Source organism: Paractinoplanes abujensis (assembly GCF_014204895.1).
GTDB classification, from domain to species: domain Bacteria; phylum Actinomycetota; class Actinomycetes; order Mycobacteriales; family Micromonosporaceae; genus Actinoplanes; species Actinoplanes abujensis.
On the sequence record NZ_JACHMF010000001.1, the window covers coordinates 8,636,459 to 8,652,710 of the forward strand.

General features: G+C 71.4%; 11 protein-coding genes. 4 read left to right on the forward strand and 7 right to left on the reverse strand.

Going from position 1 to position 16,252, the window contains the following annotated elements:
• Window positions 1–132: 132 nt before the first annotated feature.
• Window positions 133–1,746, forward strand: coding sequence for a beta-1,3-glucanase family protein (locus tag BKA14_RS39840; RefSeq protein ID WP_239092668.1), 1,614 nt, complete (start codon window positions 133–135; stop codon window positions 1,744–1,746).
• 102 nt (window positions 1,747–1,848) lie between these two features.
• Here BKA14_RS39840 and BKA14_RS39845 read toward each other — a convergent pair whose 3' ends face one another.
• Window positions 1,849–3,255: an MFS transporter gene (locus BKA14_RS39845; protein ID WP_184955878.1), complete on the reverse strand. Its 1,407-nt coding sequence runs from the start codon at window positions 3,253–3,255 to the stop codon at window positions 1,849–1,851.
• Window positions 3,256–3,318: 63 nt separating this feature from the next.
• On the opposite strand from BKA14_RS39845, the gene BKA14_RS39850 reads away from it, so the two are divergent.
• A complete protein-coding gene (locus BKA14_RS39850; protein ID WP_184955879.1) occupies window positions 3,319–4,314 on the forward strand; it encodes a helix-turn-helix transcriptional regulator in 996 nt (331 codons plus the stop codon).
• On the opposite strand, the gene BKA14_RS39855 is transcribed toward BKA14_RS39850, so the two are convergent.
• The 3 genes from BKA14_RS39855 to BKA14_RS39865 form a co-directional block, all read right to left on the reverse strand.
• A complete protein-coding gene (locus BKA14_RS39855; protein ID WP_239092667.1) occupies window positions 4,304–6,052 on the reverse strand; it encodes a S9 family peptidase in 1,749 nt (582 codons plus the stop codon). The two genes, BKA14_RS39850 and BKA14_RS39855, sit on opposite strands and share 11 nt — an antisense overlap.
• Window positions 6,053–6,113: 61 nt before the next feature.
• Window positions 6,114–7,886: an N-acetylglutaminylglutamine amidotransferase gene (locus BKA14_RS39860; protein WP_184955881.1), complete on the reverse strand. Its 1,773-nt coding sequence runs from the start codon at window positions 7,884–7,886 to the stop codon at window positions 6,114–6,116.
• A 58-nt stretch (window positions 7,887–7,944) separates the two neighbouring features.
• On the reverse strand, window positions 7,945–10,524 hold the full coding sequence (locus BKA14_RS39865; protein WP_184955882.1) for a carboxylate--amine ligase/circularly permuted type 2 ATP-grasp protein: 2,580 nt from the start codon (window positions 10,522–10,524) through the stop codon (window positions 7,945–7,947).
• A gap of 185 nt (window positions 10,525–10,709) precedes the next feature.
• On the opposite strand from BKA14_RS39865, the gene BKA14_RS39870 reads away from it, so the two are divergent.
• Window positions 10,710–11,780 (forward strand): NAD-dependent epimerase/dehydratase family protein, encoded by a 1,071-nt coding sequence (locus BKA14_RS39870; protein ID WP_184955883.1) that lies wholly within the window; start codon window positions 10,710–10,712, stop codon window positions 11,778–11,780.
• A gap of 99 nt (window positions 11,781–11,879) precedes the next feature.
• The gene (locus tag BKA14_RS39875; RefSeq protein ID WP_184955884.1) at window positions 11,880–14,000 is read left to right on the forward strand and encodes a SulP family inorganic anion transporter; all 2,121 of its coding nucleotides are present in this window, start codon (window positions 11,880–11,882) and stop codon (window positions 13,998–14,000) included.
• Window positions 14,001–14,093: 93 nt separating this feature from the next.
• Here BKA14_RS39875 and BKA14_RS39880 read toward each other — a convergent pair whose 3' ends face one another.
• The 3 genes from BKA14_RS39880 to BKA14_RS39890 form a co-directional block, all read right to left on the reverse strand.
• On the reverse strand, window positions 14,094–14,732 hold the full coding sequence (locus BKA14_RS39880; RefSeq protein WP_184955885.1) for a maleylpyruvate isomerase family mycothiol-dependent enzyme: 639 nt from the start codon (window positions 14,730–14,732) through the stop codon (window positions 14,094–14,096).
• A 129-nt stretch (window positions 14,733–14,861) separates the two neighbouring features.
• Window positions 14,862–15,320 carry a MarR family winged helix-turn-helix transcriptional regulator gene (locus BKA14_RS39885; protein ID WP_184955886.1) on the reverse strand — a complete coding sequence of 153 codons (459 nt, stop codon included), beginning with the start codon at window positions 15,318–15,320 and terminating at the stop codon, window positions 14,862–14,864.
• 13 nt (window positions 15,321–15,333) lie between these two features.
• Window positions 15,334–16,158 (reverse strand): SDR family oxidoreductase, encoded by an 825-nt coding sequence (locus tag BKA14_RS39890; protein WP_184955887.1) that lies wholly within the window; start codon window positions 16,156–16,158, stop codon window positions 15,334–15,336.
• Window positions 16,159–16,252: the final 94 nt, after the last annotated feature.

Here is a 16,252-nt window from a genome sequence, read left to right on the forward strand (position 1 = left end):
GCTTGTTCGGGCAGGCCGGGTGGGCTTAAAGGCCTTCAAGATGATCGTTAAGGTCGTTTTAAGGGGGCGGCTTCGAGCATGGGCAGGTCCGCTACTACGGAGGCCTGTTCCACCATGCGTCACAAGCGAACGATGCGTCACAAGCGAACCCTGGTCCTTTCCACGGTGGCTGCGGCCGTGGTCGGGGTTACCACCTGGATCGCGTTGCCGGCTTCGGCTGCTGCGCCTACTGCCACGTTGCGTACGGTCTCGGACTGGGGTTCGGGGTGGCAGAGCGAGGTGACCATCAAGAACACCGGCGGCGACATGAAGTCGTGGAAGGTGGAGTTCGATCTGCCGGCCGGGGGGTCGATCGGCAGCTACTGGGACACCGATCTGGCCGTGAGCGGCAACCACCTGACCTTCAGCAACCGGTCGTGGAACGGGGTCGTGCCGGCGGACGCCGGCGTGACCTTCGGGTTCGTCGGGGCGGGCGGCAAGCCGGCCAACTGCAAGCTCAACGGCATGCCGTGCGGTAGTGGCGGCGACGTGATCACCACTACGGCCCCGACGGTGGCGCCGACGACCAAGGCGCCCGCCGCGACGCCGCCTGCTAAGACACCGCCCGCGGCAACGAAACCAGCGGAGACCGAGCCCACGAGCGTGCCGCCCAAGAGTGACGTCCTGCCGGTCAAGGTCACCAACGAGACGGGCCGCGGGGAGAACGTCTTCCTCTACCTGCTGGGCACGAACCTGACGACCGGCAAGCTCGGCTACGTCAACGCGGACGGCGCGTTCACCAACTGGTCGGGTGGCGGCTCGGTGCCCGTACCGGCCCCGGACGTCTCGATCCCGGGACCGGCCGACGGGTCCAGCGTCACGGTCAAGATGCCGAAGAACCTGTCCGGGCGTCTCTACATGTCGTTCGGGCAGAAGCTGGACTTCCGGCTGACCACCGACGGCCTGGTGCAGCCGGCGCCGTGGGCGGGCGGCGACCCCAACCGCGACATCCTGTTCGACTGGAGCGAGTTCACGTTCAACGACGGCGGCCTGTTCATCAACAGCTCGCAGGTCGACATGTTCGCGGTGCCGCACGCCATCAGCGTGACCGGTGGCGACGGCAAGACGCTGAAGACGGGTGAGGTCAGGACCAACGGCCGGCAGCGGGTCATCGACGCCATCAAGGCGTCGCCCGACTTCGCGAAGAGCGTGGTGACCCGGGGCGACGGCACGGTGCTGCGGGTGCTGGCGCCGGGCAAGGCGGCCGACGCGGGCCTGATGAGCCCGACGTTCCTCGACTCGTACATCACGAAGTCGTGGAACACGTACACCGGCAAGAACCTGACCGTTGTGCCGTTCAGCGACCAGCCGGACACGAAGTTCTTCGGCCGCACCAGCGGGAACGTCATGAACTTCACGGACAGCACCGGCAAGACGGTGGCCTCGTTCACCAAGCCCTCGACCGCCGACGTGTGGGGTTGTGACGGCGCGCTCGGCGCCCCCAACGACCTGGTCGTCGGCCCGATCGCCCGCACCCTGTGCGCCGCGCTGACCCGCAACACCCTGGACAAGCTGGACGTGCAGCCGAGCGGCACGGCGGCCGACTTCTACCAGGGCGAGAGTGCCAACGTGTACGGCAAGGTCATCCACGACAACATGGTCGACGGCCGGGCGTACGCGTTCGCCTTCGACGACGTGCAGGCGCAGGAGTCGCTGGTGCACAGCGGCGACCCGCGGCTCGCGGGCATCACGTTGAGTCGTTTCTGAGGGGTAGGCGTCCGCCGGAAAGACCGGAAGGGCGCCGCATACGGGAGCGCCGGCCGGGCCGCAGCGGGAGGGGACCGCAGCGGTGGCCGGCGCTCCTTCATGTCAGTGAGCGGTGGCGGTGCGGGGCAGGGCGAGCATCGCCAGGGCGGCCAGCACGTACGCGGCCACCTGCCACGGCATCACCTGGGCGAGCGCCTGCCCGAAGACCGGCGGCGCGCCCAGGGCGTCGAAGAAGACGGTGCCGAGCACGGCGATCCCGACCGCGCCACCGATCTGGGTGGCGGTGGACAGCACCCCGCCCGCGGCGCCCGCCTGGTGCCCGGGCACGCCGGCCAGTACGACGTTGACCAGGATGGGGGCGGCCAGGCCGAGGCCCAGGCCGCCGAGGAACAGGGCACCGGCCAGGGACCAGTAGCCGGGCGCGCCGCCGTCGCGGACCAGCAGCCACAGCAGGCCCTGGGACGCGGCGAGGGTCAGGGCGCCGGTGACCAGCAGGGCCCGGCCCGCCTTGGCGGCGAGCGCGACCCCGGCGCCGGAGGTGAGGATCGAACCGATCGCGTACGGCAGGATCACCAGGCCCGTCTCCCAGGCCGACCGGCCCGTCCCGGCCTGCAGATAGATCGACAGGACCAGGAAGAACGAGGCCAGCGCGCCGAAGAACAGCACCGACACCGCCAGCCCGGCCGTGAACGGACGGACGCTCAGCAGCGCCGGGTCCAGGACGCCCCGGCCCTCGAGGCCCCGCTCGTACGCCACGAACCAGGCCAGCAGGACCAGCCCGCCCACCAGCAGCGCCCACCCCCACCACGGCCAGCCCCAGTCCCGGCCCTGCACCAGCGGCAGCAGCACCAGCACGACCGCGACGGCCGACAGCAGCGCACCGGCGATGTCGAGGCGGGCCGGCGCGGGTGAGGTCGACTCGGGCAGCACCCGCAGGCCCAGAATCAGGGCGACCAGCGCGACCGGGATGTTGATCCAGAAGATCGTGCGCCAGCCCAGACCCCACAGGTCCGCGTCGACCAGCGCGCCGCCGAGCAGCGGGCCGGCGACCGCGGCCAAACCCTGCACCGCGCCGTAGGCCCCGAACGCCTTGGCCATCGCGGCCGGCGCGAACGAGGACCGGATGATGCCGAAGACCTGCGGCACCAGGAAGCCCCCGGCCAGGCCCTGCACCGCGCGCAGGGCGATCAGCGCCCCCGCGGACGGGGCCAGCGCGCAGGCCGCGGAGGCGACGGCAAAGCCGACCAGGGCGACGAGGAAGACCCGGCGGCGCCCGTACGCGTCGCCGACGCGCCCGCCGGTGATCAGGCCCGAACCGAGGGCCAGGGTGTAGGCGGCCACCGTCCATTGGAGTTGGGCCTCACCGGCGTTGAGGTCGGCGGCGATGTCGGGGGCGGCGACCGTGACGATCGTGACGTCGAGCAGGTCCATGAACGAGGCGAACAGGACGACCAGCAGGGCAATCGACGCCCGTCGGCCCGTGACGGCGGTGGAGAGGTGAGTGCTCATGGCGGGCAGAGTCGCAACGGTGGCGGTCACCGGCTGACCGCCAGGTCTGCGATCGTGGTTTTCGTGGCCGATACCTCCGCGCGCATCCTGCGCCTGCTGTCCCTGCTCGAGGCGCGCGTCGAGTGGCCCGGCGCCGAGCTGGCCGCGCGGCTGGAGGTGTCGGCCCGGACCCTGCGGCGCGACGTCGACACCCTGCGCGAGCTGGGCTATCCGGTCAACGCCGTGATGGGAGCGGGCGGGGGTTATCGGCTGGGCGCCGGGGGCCGGCTGCCCGCGCTGGTGCTGGACGACGACCAGGCGATCGCGATCGCGCTGGCGTTGCAGACCGCCCCGGCCACGGTGAGCGGTATCGACGACGCCGTCGCGCGGGCGCTCACCACGCTGCGTCAGGTCATGCCGGCCCGGTTGCGGGCGGCCAGCGAGGCCTTTCAGGTCACCTCGCTGCGCAACTACTGGGAGTTCTCGGCCGCGCCCGTCGACGTGGAGACGTTGCGCGTCGTCGGCGCCGCCATCCGTACGGCCCGGGTGTTGCGTTTCGACTACCGCGACACCGACGGCGCCGTCCCCGATCCGGGCCGGCCCGGTTTCCGGCCGCCCCGCGAGGTGGAGCCGCACCACCTGGTCGTCTGGGCCGGGCGCTGGTATCTGATCGCCCGCGACGGGCGCGACCGGACCTGGCACACCTTCCGCGTCGACCGGATCCAGCCCCGCACCCCGGGCGGCGGCGCGGTCTTCACGCCGCAGCCGCTCACCCCCGACGACCTGACCCGCCTGGTCGTGCAGAACCCGGACCGCGGCGACACCCCCGGGCGGTGGCAGTGCGTCGGGTCCGCCGTGCTCGACCTGCCCGCCCCGCTCGTCGCCCGCTGGGCCCCCGGCGGCTCCGTCGTGGAGCCCGTCGACGACCGGCGCTGCCGGCTCACGATCGGCGGCTGGTCGTGGACGGGGATCGCCGGGCTGTTCATCACCTTCGACAGCGACCTGAGCGAGGTCGAGCCCGCGGAACTGCGGGAGGCGATGGGGCGGATAGTGGAGCGGCTCGGCGCCGTCAGCCGATGACCGGCCGCAGGTGGGTCTCCAGCCACTCGACCGTCTCGCGCATGTAGTCGGCTCGCGAGGAACGGTGCAGCAGTTCGTGACCCTCGCCCGGGAAGAGCAGGTAACGGTGCGGGATGCCGCGCTCCGCCAGGGCCCGTACGACCTGCTCGGCCTCGATCACCGGGACGTTGCTGTCGTTCTCGCCGTGCACGATCATCAGCGGGGTCCGCAGGTGGTCGATGCGGGTGATGGGGGAGAGGTCCGCCAGCAGGACCTCGTCGGTCACCGGGTCGCCGTACTTGGAGACGGCCGCCGCCGCGATCCACGGCTCGGTGTGCTCGTAGAACGTGGCGAAGTTGGACATGCCGCAGACGTCGATGCCGACCGCGAACAGGTCGGGGAACGTCGTCAGCGCGGCCAGCGTGAGGTACCCGCCGTACGACCGGCCCATGATGCCCAGCCGTGAACTATCGGAGATGCCCGATCCGACCAGGAAGGAAGCGCACGAGTGCACGTCCTGGATCGCGGCATAGCGCAAAGCGAGGTTGTCGGCGTTGACAAACGTACGGCCGAAACCCGACGACCCCCGGACGTTGGGCGCGAACACGGCAATGCCCCGGTCGACCAGCGACTGGAACAGCGGCCCGTGCCCCGGCCTCTCCTGCGCCTCCGGCCCGCCGTGGAACCACAGCACGGTCGGGAACGGCCCCTCGCCGGTGGGCCGGAACAGCCAGCCGCTCAGCTCCAGCCCGTCGTGCGCCGGGAACGTCTCGAGCGTGGGCGTCACCGCGCCGGGCGCGGGCGGCTCAGCCGACACCGGCACCACTCCGGTCGCCGCCGACGACACCCAGACCCCGTGCGGCTGTCCCGGCCCCTCGGCCGTGAAGCTCAGCGTGGACCCGTCGAACGACCAGGCCGGCCCGCTGATCACCAGGCCCGGCTGCGGGGTCAGCGGGCGCCGGGCGCCCGAGTCGAGGTCCAGCAGCTCGACCGACGACAGCCCGCCCCGCACGTTCCACAGCACCGCTGCCGTACGCCCGTCGGCCGTGACCGCGAACGTCTCGACCTCGTCGGTCCCGGACGCGGCCAGCACCTCCACGCCGCCCTTGGCCACCCGGATCAGCACCGGCAGTTCGCCCGACTCGCTGCGGGCGTACACGGTTTCGCCGTCCGGCCCGAATACCGCCTGCTCGCCCGCCGTGACGAACTCGTCGACCCCGGTCAGCAGGTCGCGCACCACGATGTGGCGGTCGCCACGCGGGCCCACCCGCAGCAGCGCCCGGTCGCGGGCCGGCGCGACGTCGAGCAGCGAGATGAGCTCGCCGCGGGCGGCGATCGAGCGCGAGCCGTCGGCCGGGTCGATCAGCAGGGCGGTCGTCAGGTTCTCGGTCAGCGCCAGCAGTGAGCGGCCCGGCAGCCAGCGCATGTTGTCAGCCGTGTCGGCGCCGAAACCGGCCACCTGGTGCAGCTCGGAGCCGTCCGGCCGGACCAGCCACACCTCGTGCCGGGGCGCGCCGCCGGGGGCGACGTGGCAGGCCAGCCAGCCGCCGCCGGTCGACCACTGCACCGACGCGACCGGGGCCTCACCCGTGTCGACCAGGAACGTCAGGTCGCTGCCGACTGGCTGCACCCACACCTGGGGCCGGCCGCCGCGGTCGGAGACGTAGGCGGCGTGCCGGCCGTCCGGTGACAGCGCGGGCGACCAGCTGCCGGAGACCTCGGAGGGGAAGGAGCCCGTTTCTATGTCCGTCCAGCCCATCGGCAAAACGGTTACGTCGACACGGTTGAACTGACCGGTCATACGGGTCCTCCCTCGATCACTAGATTCCTTTGTCCTGCAACCACATCTCCAGCAGGGCGAGCTGCCACAGCTGGTTCGCGCCGAGCGTCGTGCGGGGCGTGTTGGGGTCGGCCAGCAGGGAGTCGACGTACTCCGGCCGGAACAACCCCCGGTCGCGCGCGGCTTGCGCCGACAGCGCGTCGCGGACCTTGTCGAGCATCGGGCCCTCGAGGTGCCGGATGCCCGGAACCGGGAAATATCCCTTGGTCCGGTCGATCACCTCGTCGGGCACGACCCCGCGGGCCGCCTCCTTGAGAACCCCCTTGCCACCGTGCGCCAGTTTCAGAGCCGGCGGGCAGGCCGCGGCCAGTTCCACCAACTCGTGATCGAGGAACGGTACGCGAGCCTCCAGGCCCCACGCCATAGTCATGTTGTCGACCCGTTTGACCGGATCGTCGACCAGCATCACCTGCGAGTCGAGCCGCAGGGCGGCGTCGACCGCGGTCTCGGCGCCGGGCCGGCCGAAGCTCGCGGCGACGAACTCCCGGCTGACATCCGTCTCGACCAGCCACTCCGGGTTGAGCTGCTGGGCGAGCCGGCTGTGCGGGCGGTCGAAGAACTCCTTCGCGTACGCGTCCACGGCCTCGGCGTAGGGCACGTTCGCGAGTGGCGGATACCAGCTGTAGCCGGCCAGGATCTCGTCCGCGCCCTGACCCGATTGTACGACCTTGACCGCCTTCGACACGTCCTCGCTGAGCAGGTTGAAGGCGATGCAGTCGTGCGACACCATCGGCTCGCTCATCGCCGCCACCGTACGGTCGACGGCGGGCAGGAACCTGTCCTTCCCGATCCGGATCTGGTGATGCGTGGTGTCGAACTGTTTGGCCACGATGTCCGAATAGGCGAACTCGTCGCCCTGCTCGCCGCCGCCCGACTCGAACCCGATGCTGAACGTGGTGAGCCCGCGCTGCCCCTGCTCGGCCAGCAGCGCCACGATGTAGCTGGAGTCGATGCCGCCCGAGAGCAGCACGCCCACCGGCACGTCGGCCACCATGCGCCGCTCGACGGCCAGCTTGAGCTTCTCGTGGATGAGCTCGGGCCATTCGGCGTCGGCGATGTCGGGCCGCCGGGTGTGCGAGGCCTCCCAGTAGACGTGCTCGGTCGAGGTGCCGTCGGTCCGGATGATCCGTACGGTGGCCGGGGGCAGCTTCCGGACACCGCTGACGATGGTCCGCGGCGCGGGCACGACCGAGTGGAACGTCATGTAGTGCTGCAGGGCGACCCGGTCGATCGACTTGTCGACGTCGCCCGCGGCCAGCAGAGCGGGCAGCGTCGAGGCGAAGCGCAGGCGGCCCGGCGTCTCGGCCAGGTAGAGCGGCTTGATGCCGAGCCGGTCACGGGCCAGCATGACCGTGCCGGTGCCGTGCTCGACGATCGCGAAGGCGAACATGCCGAGGAAGTGCTGCACGCAGTCGGCGCCCCAGCGGTGGTACGCCTTGATGATGACTTCGGTATCGGACGTGGAGAAGAACGTGTAGCCGTGCCCGCGGAGCTCCTCGCGCAACTGCTGATAGTTGTAGATGCAGCCGTTGAACACCAGGGAGAGGCCCAGCTCCTCGTCGATCATCGGCTGGTGCCCGGCCTCGGACAGGTCGATGATCTTCAGGCGGCGGTGGCCGAGCGCGACCGGGCCGCGCGCCCAGAGGCCCTCACCGTCCGGACCGCGCGACTCCAGGCACGGCAACATCCGGCGGACCGCTTCCGGATCCGCCAGGTGCCCGTCGTGCCGCAGTTCGCCCGCGATTCCGCACATGATTGTTGAACCTCCCTGTTGTCGATTTCGATCAGGTGAAGCCGCCGTAACGGGCGCGTCACCCCAGCAACCAGGTGTCCTTCGAGCCGCCGCCGCGCGACGAGTTGACGATCATCGAGCCGGACGGGGCGACCCTGGTCAGGGCGGCCGGTGCGACCACCGATTCGGTGCCTGTGAAGACGAAGGCGCGCAGGTCGACGTGCCGGGGCGCGAGCTGGTGACCGTCGAAGACCGGGTGTGTCGAGAGCTGGACGACCTCCTGCGCCACCCACCGGTGCGGGGCGGTGCGGATCTGCCGTCGTACGGCGGAAAGGTCCTCCTCGGTCGCGTGCGGACCGATCACGATGCGGTCGCCGCCGTAACCGTCGACCGGCTTGCACACCAGCTGGTCGAGCCGGCCGAGCACCTCGTCGCGCTGCTCGGGAATGCCGCACAGGTAGGTCGGCACATCGGCCAGCAGCGGCTTCTCGCCCAGGTAGTACTCGATCAGCTTGGGCACGTAGGCGTAGACGGCCTTGTCGTCACCGATCCCGTTGCCCAGCGCGTTGGCCAGCACCACGGTGTCGGCGTGGAGCGCGGTGATCAGGCTGGGGCCGAGCGGCATGCCGTCCGCGCCGGGGGAGTGCACGAGGCTGTCCTCGCCCATCCGCAGATAGATCACGTCGACCGGGTAGCGCTTGCCGTCGCGCAGCCGGAACACCCGGCCGTCGTCGACGAACAGCTCGGTGCTGCGGACGACGGGCACGCCCATCTCCTCGGCCAGCATCCGGTGCTCGAACCAGGCCGAGTCGTCCGGGCCCTGGCTCAGCACCACGATCCGCGGGTCGTCGCCGGCCGCCGGGCGAGCCGACTCGGTCAGCGCGCGCAGCAGCATCTCCGGGGTCCGCTCGACCGGGATCAGGTTGTCGGGCAGCGGCAGTTCGGGCAGCACGGCGTGGGTCAGGCGGCGGTTCTGCATGGCGTACGCGATGCCCGAAGGCACCCGCAGGTTGTCCTCGAGCACGCACCATTGCCCGTCCGCGTCGCGCACCAGGTCGACGCCGGCCACCTGCGCCCGTACGCCCGCGTGGTCGACCAGGGCGCCGCTGGGCCGCAGCTCGGGCGAGCCGTCGATCACCCACTCGGGCATGACGCCGTCCCGCACGACCTGCCGCTCGCCGTACACGTCGGAGATGAACAGGTCGAGCGCGCGCACCCGCTGCACCAGCCCGACCCGCAGCGCGGCCCAGTCGCCGGCGGGCACGATCCGTGGCACCAGGTCGAACGGGAACAGGCGGGTGGCGGCCTCCCCGGCCACGCTGAAGGTGATGCCCCGCTGACGCTGCTCGTCGTCCCGCGCGTCCTCGCGGCGGCGCAGACCGCCCGAGCCGAGCGCCGTGAGGACATTCATGATTCCCCCGTACGACTCGTCGGCCTCGCCGCCCGGGAAGGCCTCGTCGCCGGCCTTGGCGTACGGGAACAGGCCGGCCGGCACCGACTGGCCCTCGGGCCCGATGCCGGTGGCGCCGCCCCGGGTGTCCGCCACCAGCAGGTCGACCACGTCGGAGATCCGGCCCCGGCGGGTCATGGCCCGGCGTTGCCGCGCGGCCGAGCTGCCCCGGCTCAACGCCCGCACCGACAGGTCGAACACCTGGTCCCAGTCGCCCAGCTCCTCCAGCTGCGGACGCAGGTCGCCGACCAGCCGCTCCACGGCGACCGGGGCCGGCATCGGCTCGGGCGCGCCACGCACCAGGTCCAGCAGGTCGCCCTCCAGCCCGGACCGTGCGGCCCGCCACATCGCGGCGCGGTGCAGCGGCGGCTTGGACGGTGTGAACGGGCGGCCGGCCCGGTAGTCCTGCTGGGCCCGCCGCACCAGCCCGCGGAACAGGCCGGCCAGCAGCACGACCGTGTCGACGTCGGGGCTGGAATCGGTGACCCGCAGCTCGACCGTGGGCACGTGGGCCGACGGGCGGACGTCGAAATAGACCATCTTGGGGTCGGTGATGGTGCCCGAGGCCAGCAGGTCGGCCACGAGCTCGTCGTAGTCGGCGGCGCTGTTGAGCACGCCGGGGTCGCCCGCGGTGGGCCAGCGCAGCCAGACCAGCGACCGCACGCTGGCGTAACCCGAGTCCTCACCCATCCAGTACGGGGAACTGGTGCTCAGCGCGAGCAGGGTGGGCAGCGCCGACGCGACCCGCTGGGCGACGGCGACGGCCTCGTCCCGATCGGGCACCCCGACGTGCACCTGGGCGCCGCAGATCAACTGCTCGCGGGCCAGCAGCTGATAGTCGTCGAGCATCCGCCGGTAGCGCGAGGTGGGCGTCACGGGGAGTGACTCCAGATCGACCAGCGGAACGGTGCCCGCGGCGACCAGACCCAGGCCCAGCGACTCGGCCACCGTGATCGCCGTGCGCCGGCGCTCGACGATCGCGTCGCGCAGACCGTCAAGCGTGACGGCCACCGGCGTGTTCGTCTCGACCACCGAGCGGTGCAGCTCGGCCGAGAAGTGCTCGGGGTTGAGCTGGTCGAGGATCTCCTGCGCCCGCGGGACGAGTTCCCTGGTCACGAGGTCGACGACATGCAATTCCTCCTCGGCGCCGAGGTCGAGACCGTCATTGCTCGTCGTGTTGCCCGACGTGACGCTCAGAGACTCCGTCATGGGACCGCCCTTCCTATGGCCCGAACTCCTGCCTGGTCGGAGCCTTGCCATCACATGTGCCGATCCTGTTCCGTGCCCGTTTCGGCCTGGAGGCATGCATGACTGTGACGACATGGCAGGCGGTGCCCGGCGTCGGTGCGCACACCCTGTAACCTCGGGCCGAACTCTCACCGGGAGGTAGTTTGATGAGCAATGTCGTCGTGGTGACCGGATCGGCCGGCCTGATCGGCTCCGAGTCGGTGCGGCACTTCGCCGCCCTCGGCATGGACGTCGTCGGCATCGACAACGACATGCGCAGCTACTTCTTCGGCAAGGACGGGTCCACCCGGTGGAACCTGGACCGCCTGACCAAAGAGGTCGGCGACCGGTACACCCACCACGAGATCGACATCCGCGACCGCGACGGCCTGGCCGCCCTGTTCGCCAAGCTCGGCAAGAACATCGGCCTGGTCATCCACGCCGCCGCGCAGCCGTCGCACGACTGGGCGGCCAAGGAGCCGTTCACCGACTTCGACGTCAACGCGGTCGGCACGCTCAACATGCTCGAGGCGACCCGGCAGCACGCGCCCACCGCCCCGTTCATCTTCACGTCGACCAACAAGGTCTACGGCGACACCCCCAACCGGCTCCCGCTGATCGAGCAAGAGACGCGTTACGAGCTGCCCGAGGGCCACCAGTGGCACGGCGGCATCGACGAACAGATGTCGATCGACCAGACCCTGCATTCGGTGTTCGGCGCGTCCAAGGTGGCGGCGGACGTGCTGACCCAGGAGTACGGCCGGTACTTCGACATGCCGACGGCGGTGTTCCGCGGGGGCACACTGACCGGTCCGGGCCACTCGGCGGCCGAACTGCACGGCTTCCTGGCGTACGTGATGCGCTGCGTGATGGAGCAGCGGCTGTACCACATCTACGGGTACAAGGGGAAAATGGTGCGCGACGCCATCCACTCCCACGACCTGGTGTCGGCGTTCGAGGCGTTCTACCGGGCCCCGCGCATCGCCGAGGTCTACAACATGGGCGGCGGCCGGTTCTCCAACTGCAGCCACATCGAGGCCTTCGCGATCGCTTCGGAGATCACCGGTCTCGAGGCTCGCACCGACTACGTCGACCAGGCCCGCACCGGCGACCACCAGTGGTGGATCAGCAGCACGGCCCGCTTCGAGCAGCACTACCCGGACTGGAAGCTGACCTACGACGTGCCGGCCATCCTGCGCGAGATGTACGAGGCGAATCAGGACGTCTGGAAGCCCTGATCCCCACGTGCCTGGGAAGGTCCGGGCAAGTCGCTGTGCCTTGCCTGAGGGTGAGAGCGTCGTAACAACGGGTTAACCCGTGCTCGGTACATTTCCGGAATGTCCGTCTTGAAGGCATTAAGACACGACGTCCCGGCCTCGATCGTCGTCTTCCTGATCGCGATCCCGCTCTCGCTCGGCATCGCCGCCGCCTCCGGCGCGCCGCTGATGGCCGGCCTCATCGCCGCGGTCGTCGGCGGCGTGGTCGTGGGTCTGCTCGGTGGGGCGCCGCTGCAGGTCAGCGGGCCCGCCGCCGGGCTCACCGTGATCGTCGCCGGCACCATCGCCCAGTACGGTTTCGCCGCCACCGCCGCCATCGTGGCGCTCGCCGGCGGCGTCCAGATCCTGCTCGGCCTGGCCCGCCTGGGCCGGGCCGCGCTCGCCCTCTCACCCGCCGTGGTGCACGGCATGCTGGCCGGCATCGGGCTGGTCATCGCGCTCAGCCAGGTCCACGTGCTGCTGGGCGGGGACGCCCAAAGCGACGCCGGGCAGAACCTGCGTGACCTGCCCGCGCAGATCGCCGGCAGCCACGGCCACTCGACACTGCTGGGCCTGCTGACCATCGGCGTCCTGCTGCTCTGGCCGCGCCTGGTCAAGACGTCGCTGCTGCCCGCCGCCCTGGCCGCGGTCGTGATCGCCACCGGCGCGGCCGCGGTGATGGGCTCGGACGCCAAACGGGTCGACCTGCCCGACTCGCCCCTGGCCGAGATCATGCTCCCGCGGTGGCCCGACGCCGGGCCCGGTCAGATCGCGGTCGCAGTGCTGACCATCGCCCTGGTCGCCAGCATCGAATCGCTGCTGTCGGCGGTGGCCGTCGACCGCATGCACGACGGCCCGCGGGCCGACCTCAACCGGGAACTGGTCGCCCAGGGCGCCGCCAACACGACCTCCGGCCTGCTCGGCGGCCTGCCGGTCACCGGCGTGATCGTCCGCAGTTCGACCAACGTCGCCGCCGGCGCCAGGACCCGGAACTCGGCGATCCTGCACGGCCTCTGGATCGCGCTGTTCGTGCTGCTCTGCGCGCCGCTGCTGGAGACGATCCCGATGGCCGCCCTGGCCGCGGTGCTCGTCGTGGTCGGGTTGCGGCTGATCAGCCTGGCCCAGATCCGCACCTACGCACGGCATCGCGAACTTCCCACGTACGTGGTGACCGCCGTCGGGGTGGTGGCGACGGACCTGCTGACCGGCGTCGCGCTGGGGTTGGCGGCGGCCGTGCTGATGATGCTGTGGCGGCTGGTCCGCTGCGAGATCCGCGTCGTGCCGGGCGGCGCCGGCGAGTGGACCGTGACGATCAGCGGCACCCTCGCCTTCGTGGGCTCCGGGCGGGTGGCGCGGGCGCTGGCCGGCATCCCCGAGGGCGGGACGGTGGCCGTGCACCTGCACCTGGACTACCTCGACCACGGCGCCTTCCAGGTGATCCAGGACTGGCAGGAGGCGTACGAGAAAAGCGGCGGAACCGTCACGGTGCGCGAGACGCACGACGGGTGGTTCCAGCGGGCCACCAACGGCCGGCTCGGGGCGGGCAAAACCGCACCGCCGCGCCGCTTCGGGTCGTGGAGCCAGTGGCAGGACCGGGACCGGCAGCGGCGCGACGCCATGGAGGCCGGGATCCGCGAGTTCGAGCGCAGCGTGGCCCCCCTCGTACGGCCACACCTGGCCGGGCTGGCCCGCGACGGGCAGCAACCCGAGCAGCTGTTCATCACATGCGCCGACTCCCGGCTGGTGCCCAACCTGATCACGACGAGCGGGCCGGGCGACCTGTTCTGCCTGCGCAACGTGGGCAACATCGTTCCCCCGTACTCCTCGGCGGACGACTCGGTCGGGGCGGGCATCGAGTTCGCGGTCAACGTGCTCAAGGTCAGCACGATCACGGTGTGCGGACACTCCGGCTGCGGCGCGGTGCAGGCCCTGATGAAAGGCGTCACGACGATGGACGGCGCGCTGGGCTCGTGGCTACGGCGATCGGGAACCGACTTCGCCGGATGCGACGGCGAGGAGCACTGCGTCACCGCCAACGTGGCGCAGCAACTGATCAACCTGCGCACGTATCCCGTGGTGCGCGAGGCCGAGGCGGCCGGGCGGCTGACGCTGACCGGGCTCTACTTCGACCTGGCCGAGGCCCGCATGTACACCGTCGACCCGGCGCGCCGGGTGCGGGAGCCGATCCCGGTGGAGGCCTGAAGCCTCGCCACGCCGGGGCCGCACAGGTTGTTCAGCGCGGCCCGCCTTGGTGGATGGTCTGGAGCTTCGCCACGCCGGGGCCGTGCAGGTTGTTCAGCGCGGCCCGGCTTGGTGGATGGTCTGGAGCTTCGCCACGCCCGGGCCGCGCAGGTCGTTCAGCGCGGCCCGGCGCCCGGTGGCGGCCATGGCCAGCGCCTCCAACGGGCCCTCGACCAGGTCACCGTCGCCGCTGCTCCAGCCGGTGGCCGGGTCGGACAGGCGCAGTCCGTCGAGCCGGCCCGGTGGCACCAGGCCCGGGGCGGCGCCCGCGGAGACCAGATAGTCGAGCAGCAGGCGCCAATGCTCGGCCGGCACGTCGGCGGTCAGGCCGAGCGGGCGCGCGATGTCCCGCAGGTGCACGCAGGTCTCGGCGAACGGGCCCATCGGCCCGACCCGGGGCGGGTCCACATGGTCGCCGGCGTGCTCGCGGAGCAGGGCGATCAGCTCGGCCCGGGGCCGGCGCGCCAACCTCCGGGTGAAGTGGTCGACGGTCCGCGCGGTGTCGCCCCGATAGCGGATCGAGACCAGGAAGAACTGCCCGAAGGAAACCAGCATCGGCTGCACGAAATGCGCGGCCAGATCCCGTACGGTCCAGCCCTCGCACAACGTCGGCGCGGCCCACTGCTCGTCGTCGAGGCCCTCGAGCAGGTCGGCGATCCGGCGCCGGTTCTCGGTGGTGAGTTCGTAGATCACTGTTCGGCCCCGCCCGCCGGCGGACGTCTCGGAGATCACTGCTGGCCCCCGGCCCGGCGGCGGACGCCTTGGTCCTCGGAGATCACTGCTGGCCCCCGGCCCGGCGGCGGACGCCTTGGTCCTCGGAGATCACTGCTGGCCTCCGGCCCGGCGGCGGACGTCGCGGTTGAGGCTGCGCAGCACCTTGACCGCCGTGTCGATCTCCGCGTCGGTGCAGTCGGCGGCCATCCGGTCGAGGTGCGTGAGCTCGTCCTCCTTGATCCGCGCGAAGCGCCGCGTGCCCTGCGGGGTGAGGGCGACGAGCACCGAACGCCGGTGGGCCGGGTTGTCGCGGACCTCGACCAGCCCGAGCCGGCCGAGATCGTTGACGTGGCGCTGGATGCCCTGCCGGGCCAGGTCGAGCGTGTCACCGATCGCGGGCACGGTGGCCGGGCCGCCCTCGGCCAGCACCTCCAGGACCGCGCGCATGCCCACGGTCAGCCCGTCGGCCGCCAGGTCGGCCTCGACCACGCGCGCCGAGTTGAGCACGAGCGGCCGGACGGTGCGCAGAACCTCGTACAGCTGGGTGCCTCTTCGCTCGACCAACATGACAACAATGTTGTCATGTCTCCAGCAGCTTGGCCAGCGGGGTTGCCGGGTGGCCGGTGAGGTCCTCGACAGCTGTGGTGACCTCGGCCAGTTCCCCGGCCGCGATCGCCGTGTACGTGCTGACCCAGGCGTCGACCTGCCAGCTCGGGGCGCCGAACGACGCACGGGACGCGTACGCCTCCTCGATGCTCTCGTCGTGGAAGCGCACCGCCCGCCCGGTGGACGCGCTGATCGTCGCGGCCACGTCGGTCAGGCTGAGCGCGGCCGGGCCGGTGAGGTCGTACGTCCGGCCCGCGTGCTCGCCCGGCGCCCGGAGGACGGCGGTGATCGCGTCGGCGATGTCGTCCTGAGCCACCACAGCCGCGCGCCCGTCGGCGGCCGGGCCGCGGATCACGCCGTCCTCCCCGACCAGCAACGGCATGAAGTCCGCGTACAGGTTGTCCCGCAGAAAAGTGAAGGCCAGCCCGCTCCGGCGGATGTGCTCCTCGGTGGCCCAGTGGTCACGGGCCAGCGTGAACGTGGCGTCCGGCGCCGCCCCGACGAACGACGTGTAGACGAGATGCTCCACACCCGCCGCCACCGCCGCATCCACGAAGCTGCGATGCTCGTCCACCCGGTCCGGCGTCTCGGCCGCCGACACCATGAGCACCGTGCCGGCCCCGTCGAGCGCCCTCGTGACCGCCGCCCGATCCCGATACTCCGCCACAGCCACCTCGGCCCCGGCCACCTCCGGGGCACGGGCCGCATCCCGCACGAGCAGGCGCTTCGACCCCTCGTACTGCCGCGCGACGCGTCCGCCGAGGCGTCCACTGGCTCCCGTCACCACGATCAAGTTCATTCCCCTTTTGTACGCCTCCCGCCCCCCGCCGTCGTGGCCTTGCGCAACCTCCCCTGCTCGTCCGGCGTGCCCTCTCCGCTCGCTCCGCCCTCCC

Excerpts from the sequence above, each read along its gene's own strand:
- BKA14_RS39840 (WP_239092668.1), top strand. The coding sequence starts at position 133 with ATGCGTCACAAGCGAACCCTGGTCCTTTCCACGGTGGCTGCGGCCGTG.
- BKA14_RS39845 (WP_184955878.1), bottom strand. The coding sequence starts at position 3,255 with ATGAGCACTCACCTCTCCACCGCCGTCACGGGCCGACGGGCGTCGATT.
- BKA14_RS39855 (WP_239092667.1), bottom strand. The coding sequence starts at position 6,052 with ATGGGCTGGACGGACATAGAAACGGGCTCCTTCCCCTCCGAGGTCTCC.
- BKA14_RS39860 (WP_184955881.1), bottom strand. The coding sequence starts at position 7,886 with ATGTGCGGAATCGCGGGCGAACTGCGGCACGACGGGCACCTGGCGGAT.
- BKA14_RS39865 (WP_184955882.1), bottom strand. The coding sequence starts at position 10,524 with ATGACGGAGTCTCTGAGCGTCACGTCGGGCAACACGACGAGCAATGAC.
- BKA14_RS39870 (WP_184955883.1), top strand. The coding sequence starts at position 10,710 with ATGAGCAATGTCGTCGTGGTGACCGGATCGGCCGGCCTGATCGGCTCC.
- BKA14_RS39875 (WP_184955884.1), top strand. The coding sequence starts at position 11,880 with ATGTCCGTCTTGAAGGCATTAAGACACGACGTCCCGGCCTCGATCGTC.
- BKA14_RS39885 (WP_184955886.1), bottom strand. The coding sequence starts at position 15,320 with ATGTTGGTCGAGCGAAGAGGCACCCAGCTGTACGAGGTTCTGCGCACC.
- BKA14_RS39890 (WP_184955887.1), bottom strand. The coding sequence starts at position 16,158 with ATGAACTTGATCGTGGTGACGGGAGCCAGTGGACGCCTCGGCGGACGC.